This window comes from Rathayibacter festucae DSM 15932, assembly GCF_004011135.1.
Taxonomy (GTDB): domain Bacteria; phylum Actinomycetota; class Actinomycetes; order Actinomycetales; family Microbacteriaceae; genus Rathayibacter; species Rathayibacter festucae.
On the sequence record NZ_CP028137.1, the window covers coordinates 2,069,136 to 2,081,952 of the forward strand.

Genomic DNA, 12,817 nt, shown 5'->3' on the forward strand with positions numbered 1-12,817 from the left:
GCTACACCTCGACGGCGGCGACGGGAGCCGCGAACTCGCCGAGCGAGCCGGCGAGGTCCTCGTGCACGAGCGCGTGGACGTGCGTGCCGCCCTCGACGTACTGCGTCGAGAGGATCCGGCCGTTGCGGTGCAGCGAGGAGACCACGTCGCCGCGGTCGTACGGCACGAGCAGGTCGATCTCGATCTGCGGCTCCGGCAGGATCTCGGCGATCTTCGCCTGGAGCTCGTCCATCCCCTCGCCGGTGCGCGCCGACACGAAGACGGCGCCGGGGGCGAGACCGCGCAGCACGAGCCGCTGGCCCTCGTCGACGAGATCGGACTTGTTGAACGCGATGATCTCGGGGATGCTCCGTGCACCCACCTCGCCGATGACGTCCCGGACGGTCGCGATCTGCCCCGCGGGGTCCGGGTGCGAGGCGTCGACGACGTGGACGATGATGTCCGAGTCGGCGACCTCCTCCAGGGTCGAGCGGAACGCCTCCACCAGCTGGTGCGGCAGGGCGCGCACGAAGCCGACGGTGTCGGCGAGCGTGTAGCCGCGCCCGTCCGGGGTCTCGGACTTGCGGATCGTCGCGTCGAGTGTCGCGAAGAGCGAGTTCTCGACGAGCACGCCCGCGTGCGTCATCCGGTTGAGCAGGCTGGACTTGCCGGCGTTGGTGTAGCCGGCGATGGCGACCGACGGCACCGCGTTGCGCTTGCGGTTGGCGCGCTTCGCCTCCCGGGCGGGCTTCATCGCGGTGATCTGCTTGCGCAGGCGCGCCATGCGGGTGTGGATGCGGCGGCGGTCGAGCTCGATCTTCGTCTCACCCGGACCACGCGAGCCCATGCCGGCGCCGGCGCCGACCTGGCCACCGGCCTGGCGGGACATCGACTCGCCCCAGCCGCGCAGGCGCGGCAGCAGGTACTCGAGCTGCGCGAGCTCGACCTGCGCCTTGCCCTCGCGGCTCGTGGCGTGCTGGCTGAAGATGTCGAGGATGACGGCCGTGCGGTCGATGACCTTGACCTTCACCACGTCCTCCAGCGAGCGGCGCTGGCTCGGAGCCAGCTCGGTGTCGGCGACGACCGTGTCGGCGCCGAGGGCGGCGACGAGCCCGGCGAGCTCCTCCGCCTTGCCCTTGCCCAGGTAGGTGCTCGGATCGGGGTGCGGCCGGCGCTGCAGCAGACCGTCCAGGACGGTCGCTCCCGCGGTCTCGGCCAGGGCGGCGAGCTCGTGCAGCGAGTTCTCCGCGTCCTCGATCGAGCCCTGCGAGTACACGCCGATCAGCACCACGTTCTCGAGGCGCAGCTGGCGGTACTCGACCTCGGTGACGTCCTCGAGCTCGGTGGAGAGGCCGGCCACGCGCCGCAGCGCCTGCCGGTCCTCGCGATCGAACTGATCGCCGTCGCTGGTCTGCTCGGCGTCGCGCTCGACGTCGCCTCCGGCGCTCTGCAGCGCCTGGGCTCCGCCCGCGACGAACCGCGAATATCCCGACGAGCGCGACTGCGCGTTCGCCAGGACCCGCGAGACGACGTCCACGGCCTCGGTCGTGTCGGTCTCGTTCAGGTCTTCCGTCATCCGGATAACACTAACTCCTCAGCTGTTGATAAGTTCACTTCTCATGGCCGCCGAGCACTACTTCACCAGCACTCCCGACGGCGACCTCCGACCCCGCAGGATCAGCGCCCGGATCGCCGGCCGCGACCTCGAGGTCACGACCGCCGGCGGGGTGTTCAGCCCCGGCCACGTCGATCTCGGCACCCGGGTCCTGCTGGACGCGGTCCCCGACGCCCCCGCGAGCGGGGACCTCCTGGATCTCGGCTGCGGCTGGGGACCGATCTCGCTCGCCCTGGCGCTCGGCTCCCCCGACGCCCGGGTGTGGGCGGTCGACGTCAACCAGCGGGCGCTCGAGCTCGTCCGCCGCAACTGCGCAGAACTCGGTGTCTCCAATGTCAACGCCGTGCTGCCCGAGGATGTTCCCGAGGACGTCCGCTTCGCCGCCGTCTGGTCGAACCCGCCGATCCGGGTCGGCAAGGCCGAGCTGCACGCACTGCTCGAGCGCTGGCTGCCGCGCCTCGAGCCGGAAGCGGAGGCATGGCTCGTCGTCCAGCGCAATCTCGGCGCCGACTCGCTGCTGACCTGGCTGACCGAGACGTTCGAGGGCCGGCTCGAGGTCGACCGGATCTCCTCCGCCAAGGGCTTCCGCGTCATCCGCACCACGCGCACCGCCTGATCGCGGGAATCGGCCGCGCTCGCCGGAACGGATCGGTGCCCAGCCGGTCGATCCCGAGCTAGTCGATCCGGATCGTGCCGGTGTAGACGAGGTCGGCCGGGCCGGACAGGCCGACGTGCTCGCCCTCCTCGGTCGGGAACATCGTCACGCCCAGCGTGCCGCCGGGGACCTCCACGCGCCAGGACTGCGGAGCGCGCGCTCCGGCCCAGTAGCGCACGGCGAGGGCCGCCGCGGCGGCGCCCGTGCCGCAGCTGAGCGTCTCGCCGCTGCCGCGCTCGTGGACGCGCATCCGGATCCGGCCGATGCCGTCGTGCACCAGCGGCTCGCCCGGCACGACGAACTCGACGTTCGCCCCGTCGGCCGGCTCCGGCTCGATCTGCGGGATGTAGCTGAGGTCGGCCTCGTCCAGCTCCTCGTCGTTGCTCAGCGCGACGACGATGTGCGGGTTGCCGAGGTCGAGCCCGAGACCGGGACGCGGCACCTTCAGCTCCTTGGCCCGGACGAGCGGCTCGCCGCCGGCCAGCTCCCAGCGGCCGAGGTCGACCTGGAAGCCGGCACCGCTGCGGGTGACGTCGCGGACCCCGGCGCGCGTGCCGATGGGGAGGGTGTCGCCCTGCTCGAGGGTCGCGAGACCGCCGGCGAGCAGGAACGCCGCGTAGACGCGGATGCCGTTGCCGCACATCTCGGCGATCGAGCCATCGGCGTTGCGGTAGTCCATGAACCACTCCGCCTCGGGCTCCTGCTCGAGGGCGGCCGCGCCGTCGGCGAGGGCGCGGGAGCGGACCGCGCGGATGATGCCGTCGGCGCCGACGCCGAAGTGCCGGTCGCAGATCATCGCGATCTGCGCGGGCGAGAGGTCCACCTCACCGTCCGGGTCGCTGAAGAGCACGAAGTCGTTGCCGGTGCCCTGGCCCTTGGTGAAGTGCAGCTCGATCGTCATGGCGCTCAGCCTAGCGAGGCGCTGGAGCCCCGACCTGGGCGAGGGCGAGCGCCTGCTCGAGGAGGTCAGGAGCGTCGAACGGGAGCCAGCGCGCCGCCTGGTAGCGGCGGAACCAGCTGTTCTGCCGGCGGGCGTAGCGGCGGGTGAGCGCCTGGGTGGAGGCGATCGCCTCCTCCTGGGTCAGCTCGCCCGAGCGCTGCGCGAGCGCCTGGGCGTAGCCGATGGCCCGGCTGGCGGTGACGCCCCGCTCGATGCCGAGCGGCACGAGGCGCTCGACCTCGTCGAGCATGCCGCCCGCCCACATCCGCTCGACCCGGCGGTCGAGCCGCTCGACGAGGACGTCCCGCGGTGCGGACAGCGCGAGGACCGTGCTCGGGCGCCACGGGACGGGGGTGTCCGACATCAGCGCGCTGTTCGGCGAGCCGGTGAGCTCGGTGATCTCGAGAGCGCGCACGATCCGTCGGACGTTGTGCGGGCCGATCCGCGCGGCGACCTCGGCGTCGACGGCGCGGAGCCGCTCGAAGAGCACCGCGGACCCCTCGCGCTCGGCCGTCTCCTCGAGGGACCGCCGGACCGCGGGATCGGTGCCGGCGAAGGAGAACTCGAAGATCACGCTCGAGACGTAGAGGCCGGAGCCGCCGACGAGGATCGGGGTCGCGCCGCGCGCCAGGACGTCGTCGATCACGGCGCGGGCCTCACGCTGGTACCGGGCGACGGAGGCGTCCTCGGTGACCTCGAGGACGTCGAGCAGGTGGTGCGGCACGCCCTGGCGTTCCTCCTGCGGGAGCTTCGCGGTCCCGATGTCCATGCCGCGGTAGAGCTGCATCGCGTCGGCGTTGACGACCTCGGCCGCACCGCCGGACGCGCGGATCGCGGCGGCGAGGGCGAGCGAGAGGTCGGACTTGCCGGTGCCCGTGGCGCCGACGACGGTGAGGAGGGCGGGCGCCGCCCGCTCAGCGCTCGCCATCGAGGGCGTCGTAGATCGGCGTGGTCAGCGTCTCCGGCGCGGCCGGCGTGATCGGGCGGAGGCGGAGCGAGGGCAGGCCGAGCGAGACCCTCGGTGCTCCCGTGGTGTCCGGCGCGGCGGGGACGCCGCAGGACTCCGTCTGCGCGCGGTCCCAGGCGTCGCCGGCGCGGGTGCGGCGGACCTGCAGCGGAGCACCGTCGATCGAGCCGGCGATCAGGTAGAAGGGCGCGGCGCGGGTGACCTCGACGCTGACGACGTCGCCGGGGCGCGGCTGCTCGGAGCCGGCCGGGACGTCGAAGTGGACGAGGCGGCTGTCCTCGGCGCGGCCGCTGAGTCGGTGCGTCTCGCTGTCGCGGCGGCCTTCGCCGGTCGCGACGAGCACCTCGACCCGGCGCCCGACGACCGTGCGGTTCTCGCTCTCGCTGATCGAGTCCTGCAGCGCGGCCAGGCGCTCGAAGCGCTCCTGGACGACGGCCTTCGGGATCTGGTCGGGCAGCGTCGCCGCGGGCGTCCCCGGGCGGATGGAGTACTGGAAGGTGAAGGCGGAGGCGAAGCGGGCCGCCTCGACCACGCGCAGGGTCTCCTGGAAGTCGGCCTCGGTCTCGCCGGGGAAGCCGACGATGATGTCGGTGCTGATCGCCGCGTGCGGGATCCGGTCGCGGACGCGGTCGAGGATCCCGAGGAAGCGCTCGGAGCGGTAGGAGCGGCGCATCGCCTTGAGGATGCGGTCGGAGCCGGACTGCAGCGGCATGTGCAGCTGCGGCATGACGGCCGGCGTCTCGGCCATCGCGTCGATGACGTCGTCGGTGAAGGCGGCCGGGTGCGGGCTGGTGAAGCGGATCCGCTCGAGCCCGTCGATCGTGCCCGCGGCACGGAGCAGCTTCGAGAACGCCTGCCGGTCACCGAACTCGACACCGTAGGAGTTCACGTTCTGGCCGAGGAGGGTGACCTCGATCGCACCGTCGTCGACGAGTGCCTGGATCTCGGCGAGCACGTCGCCGGGACGGCGGTCCTTCTCCTTGCCGCGCAGTGCGGGGACGATGCAGAAGGTGCAGGTGTTGTTGCAGCCGACGGAGATGGAGACCCAGCCGCTGTAGGTCGAGTCGCGCTTGGTCGGCAGCGTCGAGGGGAAGACGTCGAGCGACTCGAGGATCTCGAGTTGGGCCTCGTCGTTGTGCCGGGCCCGCTCGAGCAGTCTCGGCAGCGCCCCCATGTTGTGCGTCCCGAAGACGACGTCGACCCACGGAGCCTTCTCGAGGATGACGTTCTTGTCCTTCTGCGCGAGGCAGCCGCCGACGGCGATCTGCATGCCCTCGTGCCGGCGCTTCACCGAGGCGAGGTGGCCGAGGTTGCCGTAGAGCTTGTTATCCGCGTTCTCGCGGACGGCGCAGGTGTTGATGACGACGATGTCGGCCTCGGCGCCGTCGGCCGAGACGTAGCCGGCCGCCTCGAGCGAGCCGCTCAGCCGCTCGGAGTCGTGGACGTTCATCTGGCAGCCGAAGGTGCGGACCTCGTAGGTCCTCGGCCGCGCATCGACGAGGGGGGAGGTCACCGGACCGAGCGTGCTCATGGTGTGCGATTCTACGCGCCGCTCCGGCCGCCTCTCGGCGACCGGGCGGCGCGGTCGTTCAGCGGAAGCGGACGCTCGAGCCGGGCTTGCGCACCGTCTCGCGGACGACGCGCTGCACCAGTGCGCCGGCGTAGCCGCGACGAGCGAGGAACCCGGAGAGGCGGCGCTCGGCGACCTCATCGGAGAGCGACCGCAGGCTCGGCAGGCGCTTGCGCGCGAGCTCCATCGCGGTGCGGTACTCGTCGTCGCCGTCGAACTCGTCCAGCGCCGTCGCGATCGCATCCGGGTCGAGCTTGCGGGCGCGCAGCTCCTGCATGATCGACGAGCGACCGAGCTTCTTGCGCTCGCGCAGCTGGATCACCAGCGACTCCGCCATCTTGTAGTCGTCGAGATAGCCGAAGCGGGTGAAGCGCTCGAGGATGTCGATCGCGTCCTTCTCGGCGACGCCCTCGGTGTAGAGGCGCGCCTCGACCTCGGCGACCGAGAGGCTCTTCCGCGACAGGCCGCGGACGATGCGGTCGGCGATCTGCTCGGGGTCGGGCTCCTCGGGGAGATCCTCCGCGAAGGAGTCCTCCTCCGGGGAGTCGTCCTCTGCGACGTCCGCCGCGGAGTCGTCCGATCGGGACGACCGGCCCGGAGCCCTCGAGGGCGCCGCGTCCCGACGCGCGACGTGCGCCGAGAGCTCTGCGATCGCGTCGACAGCGGGCTCGACCACCTCGGCGGCCGCCCCGTCGTCCTTGACCCAGGGGAGGAAGGCCACGGGCCGACCCTGTGCCCCCTCCGCAGCCTTCTCCCCCACGGGCTACGCGCCCTTGCGGACGGGCGGCTTGGTCTCGCGGACCGGCTGCTTCGTCTCGATCGCGACCGGGGCGGCGTCGACCACGGCGTTCGGGTCGGCGACGACGCCGAGCTTGATCAGGATGCGCTTCTCGATCTCCGCCGCGATGTCCGGGTTGTCGATGAGGAACTGGCGCGCCTTCTCCTTGCCCTGGCCGAGCTGGTCGCCGTCGTAGGTGTACCAGGCGCCCGACTTGCGGACGATCTCGTGCTCGACACCGAAGTCGATCAGGCTGCCCTCGCGGGAGATGCCGATGCCGTAGAGGATGTCGAACTCGGCCTGCTTGAACGGCGGCGCCATCTTGTTCTTGACGACCTTGACGCGAGTGCGGTTTCCGACCGCGTCGGTGCCGTCCTTCAGCGTCTCGATGCGGCGGATGTCGAGGCGGACCGACGCGTAGAACTTCAGCGCCTTGCCGCCCGCGGTGGTCTCGGGGCTGCCGAAGAAGACGCCGATCTTCTCGCGGAGCTGGTTGATGAAGATCATCGTGGTGTTCGTGGTGTTCAGGCCACCGGTGAGCTTGCGGAGGGCCTGCGACATCAGGCGGGCCTGGAGGCCGACGTGCGAGTCGCCCATCTCGCCCTCGATCTCGGCGCGGGGCACGAGCGCCGCGACGGAGTCGATGACGATGAGGTCGATGGAGCCGGAGCGCACGAGCATGTCGGCGATCTCGAGCGCCTGCTCGCCCGTGTCCGGCTGCGAGACGAGGAGCGAGTCGATGTCGACGCCGAGCTTCTTGGCGTACTCGGGGTCGAGCGCGTGCTCCGCGTCGATGAAGGCCGCGATGCCTCCGTTGCGCTGGGCATTGGCGATCGCGTGCAGGGTCAGCGTGGTCTTTCCCGAGGACTCGGGGCCGTAGATCTCGACGATGCGGCCGCGCGGGAGTCCGCCGATCCCGAGCGCGACGTCGAGCGCGATCGAGCCGGTCTGGATCACCTCGACGGGGGCGCGGTCGTCGCTGCCGAGGCGCATGACGGCGCCCTTGCCGAACTGGCGGTCGATCTGGGCGAGTGCGGTCTCGAGGGACTTCTCGCGGTCTGAGGAACTGGGCATGGCCGTCTCGCTCTCGTGTCGTGGTGGTATCGCCTACAGGCTGTCGTGTCGTACCGGAGCCGTTCGCGGGCGAGTGCCCCTGAATGCGGTCCCGGCCGGTTGCGACAAGGCGGTGAAGCAGTCCGTGTGACTGATGTCGACGGTAGGCCCGACCACCGACATCGGCGCCGAGCCGGACCGCTTCTGTGGAGACGGAGGCGATCCTGCTTCTGGTGAGGAGCTTAGACCCGTTCGAACAGGGATTCGATGCTGGCGCGCCCGGCGTGTCGAACACGACTTCGGGCGGCAGGCGACCGCGGGAGCCGCCCGGCGTCAGTGCCGGCGCTTCGCCGGGTCGATCCCGTGCCAGCGGCCCTCGGGGACGTCGTTGGCGCGGCACAGCGCGATCCAGACCTCTCGGGGCTCCGCACCGTCGCGGAGGGCCTTCTGCGCGGTCCTCCCGCCGAGCTCGGTCAGCACGAGGTCGGACACGAGGACGCGCGCGTACGCGTCGCCGAACTCGTCGTCGACCAGCTGCTGGAACTCGCTCAGGCGCATGCGTCCACGGTAACAAGCCGAACCGGGGCGGAAGCCCGGAGGGTTCGGGCGGGTGCGTCTCCGGGAACGACGAAGGGCGCCGGAGCCGGAGCTCGGGCGCCCTTCGCGAGGTGCGGTGCGGTGGGTGGGAAGAGGACGGATCCGCTACTGCGAGACGAGGTCCGCGTCGAATCCGGCGACCATGTCGGCCGGGATGGTGTCGGGGATCGTGTCGATCCCCTCGATGACCGCGAGACGGTCGCCGACCTCGCGCATGATCACCGAGATCGGGGTGTCGAGCGCATCGGCCACCGAGGCGAGGATCTCGGACGACGCCTCCTTCTGACCGCGCTCGACCTCGCTGAGGTAGCCGAGAGCGACACTCGCCTTGCTCGCCACCTGGCGCAGGGTGCGACCTTTCTGCAGGCGAAAGTCCCTGAGGACATCGCCGATCTCCTGACGAACTAGAACCACTGGACCCTCCTTCTCCACGTCAACCGCTTCTCGCGCACCGCTTCGAGGAATGCCGGAGCATCGGATTCGAAGGGGATGTGTACGAGAGAGCCGGATAGCTGTTCACTACCCGGCTCGTGTGAGTCGACTCTAATACCGGATGACTGGACTTTGCGTGTGAGCGACGTCAGATGTAACCCGGCCGAAACCCTGCGCATTCCACGATTCCGAGGCGGTTCGGGGACTCTCGGACGTCACACGGCCGAGGCCGCGAGCTCGCCGGCCAGATCGAGTGCCGCGGCGACGGACGAGGCGCGGATCTCGGGCCGCCCGCCCTCGAAGCGGTGCTCGCGCACGAGCTCGGCCTCGCCCAGGACCGCCGCGACGAACACGGTGCCGACGGCCGCTCCGCCCTGCGGCTCCGGGCCCGCGACCCCCGTCGTCGCGACGCCGACGGTCCTCGCGCCGGCCTCGCCGAGCTGCCGGGCGACGCCGCGCGCCATCTGCACGGCGACCACGGGGTGGACGGGTCCCTCCTGCGCCAGGAGCTCCGCGTCGACCCCGAGCAGGCGGTGCTTCAGATCAGTGGCGTAGGACACCACTCCCCCGCGGTAGACGGCGGAGGCGCCGGGCACCTCGACCAGGGCTGAGCTCAGCGCCCCGCCCGTCAGCGACTCCGCGACCGCCAGCGCGAGACCGCGCTCCGCGAGTGCCCGCAGCAGCTCCTCGGCGCTCATCGGCGCCCGCGGGCCGCGCGACTCTGGCGCGCCGCGTCGGCGAGGTAGTCGATGCCGGTCACGACGGTGAGGACGACCGCGGCCGTCATCGTGATGCCGTTCAGCCAGTGCACCCACTCGCCGAGGAAGGTCCAGAGCGGCAGGAGCGCGAGCGAGATCGCGACGGACTGCACGATCGTCTTCAGCTTGCCGCCGCGGGAGGCGGGGATCACCCGGTCCGAGAGGACGGCCATCCGGAAGACGGTGATGCCGATCTCGCGGACGAGGATGACGATCGTGACCCACCAGGGCAGCTCGGCGAGGATCGAGAGGCCGACCAGCGCGGCGCCGGTGAGCACCTTGTCCGCGATCGGGTCGAGCAGCTTGCCGAGGTCGGTGACCAGCCCGCGGCTGCGCGCGATGTGGCCGTCGATCCCGTCGGTCGCGATCGCGACGATGAAGAGCAGCGCGGCCGCGATGCGCACGCCGCCGTCCTCGCCGTTGTCGGCCAGGAGCAGCCAGAAGAACACCGGGGCGAGCAGGATGCGCACCACGGTGATCGCGTTGGGCAGGTTCCAGTTGCTCGGGGCGGCGTCGGCGTGCGCGGTGGGGCTGGTCATCGGTCTGAGCCGTTCCTCGTGATCGGTCGATTCGGCGCGGTCATCGCTCAGTCGCGCCCCGTGAGCGCCCAGGCGTCGTCGTCGGAGCCCTCGTCGTCGTCGTGGTAGTCGGTCGCGACCGGGCCCGAGGGCTCCGCCAGCGGATCGGCGTAGGCGTCGGGCGCGGTCGGCGACGGCGCGGCGGCGTGCTCGCCGGGCTCCTCGCCGCGCATCCGCGAGAGGACCCCCGGCAGCTGCTCGGCGGTCACCAGCACGTCGCGCGCCTTCGACCCCTCGGAGGGGCCGACGACCTCGCGGGACTCGAGCAGGTCCATCAGGCGGCCCGCCTTCGCGAAGCCGACGCGGAGCTTGCGCTGCAGCATCGAGGTCGAGCCGAACTGCGTGCTGACCACGAGCTCCGCCGCCGCCATCAGCAGCTCGAGATCGTCGCCGATGTCGGAGTCGATCTCCTTGCGTTGCGCCTGGACCGTGATGTCCTGGCGGTACTCCGGCTGGGCCTGCCGCGTGACGTGCTCGACGACCTTGGCGATCTCCTCCTCGCGGACCCAGGCGCCCTGGACGCGCATCGGCTTGTTCGTGCCCATCGGCAGGAACAGGCCGTCGCCCTGGCCGATGAGCTTGTCGGCGCCGGGCTGGTCGAGGATGACCCGCGAGTCGGTGACGCTCGTCACGGCGAAGGCCAGGCGGCTGGGCACGTTGGCCTTGATCAGGCCGGTGACGACGTCGACGCTCGGCCGCTGGGTGGCCAGCACGAGGTGGATGCCGGAGGCGCGGGCGAGCTGGGTGATGCGGACGATCGAGTCCTCGACGTCGCGCGGGGCGACCATCATGAGGTCGGCGAGCTCGTCGACGACCACCAGGAGGTAGGGGTAGGGCCGGAGGACGCGGTTGCTGCCCGCGGGGAGCTTGATCTCGCCGCTGCGCACCGCCGCGTTGAAGTCGTCGATGTGCCGGTAGCCGAACGACGCGAGGTCGTCGTACCGCATGTCCATCTCCTTCACGACCCACTGGAGCGCCTCGGCGGCCTTCTTGGGGTTCGTGATGATGGGCGTGATCAGGTGCGGGACGCCGCCGTAGATCGTGAGCTCGACGCGCTTGGGGTCGATCAGCACCATCCGGACGTCCTGCGGGCTCGCGCGCATCAGCAGGCTCGTGATCATCGAGTTCACGAAGCTGGACTTGCCGGAGCCGGTGGAGCCGGCGACGAGGAGGTGCGGCATCTTGGCGAGGTTGGCCACCACGTAGCCGCCCTCGACGTCCTTGCCGACGCCGATCGTCATCGGGTGCGTCGACGTCGTCGACGCGGCGGAGCGCAGGACGTCGCCGAGCGACACGATCTCGCGGTCGGTGTTCGGGATCTCCACGCCGATCGCGCTCTTGCCCGGGATCGGCGAGAGGATCCGCACCTCGTTGCTGGCGACCGCGTAGGAGAGGTTCTTGCTCAGCGCCGTGACGCGCTCGACCTTGACGCCCGGGCCGAGCTCGATCTCGTAGCGGGTGACCGTCGGGCCGCGGGAGAAGCCGGTGACCGTCGCATCCACGTTGAACTGCTGGAGCACCTCGGTGAGCGCGCGGACCATCTCGTCGTTCGCCGCCGAGCGCGCCTTCGACGGCGTGCCGGTGGAGAGGGCGGAGGCGGACGGCAGGCGGTACGGGGTCTCCTCCTCGAAGGAGGAGTCGAAGTCGGCGGTGGGGTCGGCGACGACGGGGGCGATCGGGCCGGTCTCGATCACCGGCGGCAGCGGGACGGCGGGGGCGACGTCGAGGTCGTCGAGCGCGATCACGCCGGTCGCGTCGTCGTCCACCACGCCCAGCGGGATGCGGGTGGTCGCGCTCTGATCGTGGCGGGCCAGGGCGGCCTCGGCCGACTCGGCCTCGGAGATCACCTCGGTCGCGTACGAGCGGGTGGGCGGGTCGGCCGGCTCGTCGCGGTCGGCGGACGCCGGCTCCTCGAGCGCGGTGTCGAAGCCCTTCGCGCGGCCGCGGCTCTTGCGGCCCTTCGGCGCCTCGTCCTCGTCGCCGAGCGCGTCGATCGGGAGCTCGGCCTGGACGGTCGGCTCGTCCTCGCGACCGGAGTCGGTGCGGCGCCACCAGGGCAGCTCGCCGCCGTCCTCCTGCTCGTCGTCGGCCTTCTCGCTCTCGGCCTTCGCGGCCGCCTTGCTCGCGGCCCGCTCGGCCTTGAGGCGCGCGCGCTCCTCGTCGTCGAGGACGGGGGCGCCGAAGAGGTAGCCGTAGAGCTCGCGCGAGCGGGCGGCGATCCGGTTCGGCGGGGTCTTGGTGATGATGAAGAGGGAGAGCAGGACGACCAGCGAGAGGAGCACCGTGGCGCCCGGCACGGTCGCGATCGCCACGAGCGGCGCACCGACGAGCCAGCCGAGGACACCGCCGGCGGCGGCCATCTGCTCGATGCCCGAGCCCGGCTGCGGCGCGCCGAGGTGCGCGTGGCAGAGACCGGCGGAGGAGATCAGCAGGACGGCGAGGCCGACGCCGATGCGGCCGTTGTCGTCGACCGATCGCGGGTGGCGGAAGAGCCAGAGCGAGAAGAGCAGCAGCACCACGGGGAGGACGTAGGCGACGCGGCCGAACAGGCCGCCGAAGCTCCAGGCGTCGAGCACGAGGGCGACCGGGTCGGTCGCGAGGAACCACTCCACCACCGCCCCGGTGATGGCGAGCAGCAGGAGCAGGAAGGGGAGTCCGTCGCGGCGCTCCTCCTTCGCCAGGCGCTCCGGACCGAGCGCGCGGGCGGCACCGCCGGCCAGGTGCGCCAGCGCCATCCAGACGGTGACGAGCGGATTCGTGCGCGGGGTCGAGCTGAACGCGACCGTGCTCTTCTCGGACGATCCCCGCCCGGAGCCGCGGCCGGAGCGCGGAGTGCTCGAGCGCGCGGGGGCGCTCGCCTTCGCGCGGGAGGTCGTCTTCGGAGTCGTCGCCATA

Annotated in this window: 12 protein-coding genes; 1 reads left to right on the forward strand and 11 read right to left on the reverse strand. The window is 71.6% G+C overall.

Annotated elements, in window-relative coordinates; genetic code table 11:
* Window position 1: 1 nt before the first annotated feature.
* Window positions 2-1,555 (reverse strand): GTPase HflX, encoded by a 1,554-nt coding sequence (gene hflX, locus C1I64_RS09695; RefSeq protein ID WP_127887050.1) that lies wholly within the window; start codon window positions 1,553-1,555, stop codon window positions 2-4.
* A gap of 43 nt (window positions 1,556-1,598) precedes the next feature.
* Here hflX and C1I64_RS09700 point away from each other — a divergent pair, with 43 nt between their 5' ends.
* Complete coding sequence (locus C1I64_RS09700; RefSeq protein ID WP_127887051.1) at window positions 1,599-2,210, forward strand: class I SAM-dependent methyltransferase; 612 nt, start codon at window positions 1,599-1,601, stop codon at window positions 2,208-2,210.
* A gap of 58 nt (window positions 2,211-2,268) precedes the next feature.
* Here C1I64_RS09700 and dapF read toward each other — a convergent pair whose 3' ends face one another.
* The 10 genes from dapF to C1I64_RS09750 form a co-directional block, all read right to left on the reverse strand.
* Window positions 2,269-3,150 carry a diaminopimelate epimerase gene (dapF, locus tag C1I64_RS09705; RefSeq protein ID WP_123444526.1) on the reverse strand — a complete coding sequence of 294 codons (882 nt, stop codon included), beginning with the start codon at window positions 3,148-3,150 and terminating at the stop codon, window positions 2,269-2,271.
* Window positions 3,151-3,160: 10 nt separating this feature from the next.
* Window positions 3,161-4,117: a tRNA (adenosine(37)-N6)-dimethylallyltransferase MiaA gene (gene miaA, locus C1I64_RS09710; RefSeq protein WP_127887052.1), complete on the reverse strand. Its 957-nt coding sequence runs from the start codon at window positions 4,115-4,117 to the stop codon at window positions 3,161-3,163.
* Window positions 4,104-5,687 carry a tRNA (N6-isopentenyl adenosine(37)-C2)-methylthiotransferase MiaB gene (gene miaB / locus C1I64_RS09715; protein ID WP_127887053.1) on the reverse strand — a complete coding sequence of 528 codons (1,584 nt, stop codon included), beginning with the start codon at window positions 5,685-5,687 and terminating at the stop codon, window positions 4,104-4,106. The genes miaA and miaB overlap by 14 nt, the downstream gene beginning before the upstream one ends.
* 58 nt (window positions 5,688-5,745) lie before the next feature.
* Window positions 5,746-6,447: a regulatory protein RecX gene (locus C1I64_RS09720; RefSeq protein WP_164874501.1), complete on the reverse strand. Its 702-nt coding sequence runs from the start codon at window positions 6,445-6,447 to the stop codon at window positions 5,746-5,748.
* A 42-nt stretch (window positions 6,448-6,489) separates the two neighbouring features.
* On the reverse strand, window positions 6,490-7,578 hold the full coding sequence (gene recA, locus C1I64_RS09725) for a recombinase RecA (RefSeq protein ID WP_123444530.1): 1,089 nt from the start codon (window positions 7,576-7,578) through the stop codon (window positions 6,490-6,492).
* A 312-nt stretch (window positions 7,579-7,890) separates the two neighbouring features.
* Complete coding sequence (locus C1I64_RS09730) at window positions 7,891-8,115, reverse strand: DUF3046 domain-containing protein (RefSeq protein ID WP_123444531.1); 225 nt, start codon at window positions 8,113-8,115, stop codon at window positions 7,891-7,893.
* 144 nt (window positions 8,116-8,259) lie between these two features.
* A complete protein-coding gene (locus C1I64_RS09735; RefSeq protein ID WP_123704950.1) occupies window positions 8,260-8,568 on the reverse strand; it encodes a helix-turn-helix domain-containing protein in 309 nt (102 codons plus the stop codon).
* A gap of 233 nt (window positions 8,569-8,801) precedes the next feature.
* Window positions 8,802-9,284 (reverse strand): CinA family protein, encoded by a 483-nt coding sequence (locus C1I64_RS09740; RefSeq protein ID WP_127887055.1) that lies wholly within the window; start codon window positions 9,282-9,284, stop codon window positions 8,802-8,804.
* A complete protein-coding gene (gene pgsA, locus C1I64_RS09745; protein ID WP_123737189.1) occupies window positions 9,281-9,883 on the reverse strand; it encodes a CDP-diacylglycerol--glycerol-3-phosphate 3-phosphatidyltransferase in 603 nt (200 codons plus the stop codon). Before pgsA ends, C1I64_RS09740 begins: the two co-directional genes overlap by 4 nt.
* A 47-nt stretch (window positions 9,884-9,930) precedes the next feature.
* Window positions 9,931-12,816, reverse strand: coding sequence for an FtsK/SpoIIIE family DNA translocase (locus C1I64_RS09750; protein ID WP_127887056.1), 2,886 nt, complete (start codon window positions 12,814-12,816; stop codon window positions 9,931-9,933).
* Window position 12,817 lies beyond the last annotated feature (1 nt).

What these genes read in the sequence shown, in the direction of transcription:
- hflX (WP_127887050.1), bottom strand. Translation starts at nt 1,555, where the DNA reads ATGACGGAAGACCTGAACGAGACCGACACGACCGAGGCCGTGGACGTC.
- C1I64_RS09700 (WP_127887051.1), top strand. Translation starts at nt 1,599, where the DNA reads ATGGCCGCCGAGCACTACTTCACCAGCACTCCCGACGGCGACCTCCGA.
- dapF (WP_123444526.1), bottom strand. Translation starts at nt 3,150, where the DNA reads ATGACGATCGAGCTGCACTTCACCAAGGGCCAGGGCACCGGCAACGAC.
- miaA (WP_127887052.1), bottom strand. Translation starts at nt 4,117, where the DNA reads ATGGCGAGCGCTGAGCGGGCGGCGCCCGCCCTCCTCACCGTCGTCGGC.
- miaB (WP_127887053.1), bottom strand. Translation starts at nt 5,687, where the DNA reads ATGAGCACGCTCGGTCCGGTGACCTCCCCCCTCGTCGATGCGCGGCCG.
- recA (WP_123444530.1), bottom strand. Translation starts at nt 7,578, where the DNA reads ATGCCCAGTTCCTCAGACCGCGAGAAGTCCCTCGAGACCGCACTCGCC.
- C1I64_RS09730 (WP_123444531.1), bottom strand. Translation starts at nt 8,115, where the DNA reads ATGCGCCTGAGCGAGTTCCAGCAGCTGGTCGACGACGAGTTCGGCGAC.
- C1I64_RS09740 (WP_127887055.1), bottom strand. Translation starts at nt 9,284, where the DNA reads ATGAGCGCCGAGGAGCTGCTGCGGGCACTCGCGGAGCGCGGTCTCGCG.
- pgsA (WP_123737189.1), bottom strand. Translation starts at nt 9,883, where the DNA reads ATGACCAGCCCCACCGCGCACGCCGACGCCGCCCCGAGCAACTGGAAC.
- C1I64_RS09750 (WP_127887056.1), bottom strand. Translation starts at nt 12,816, where the DNA reads ATGGCGACGACTCCGAAGACGACCTCCCGCGCGAAGGCGAGCGCCCCC.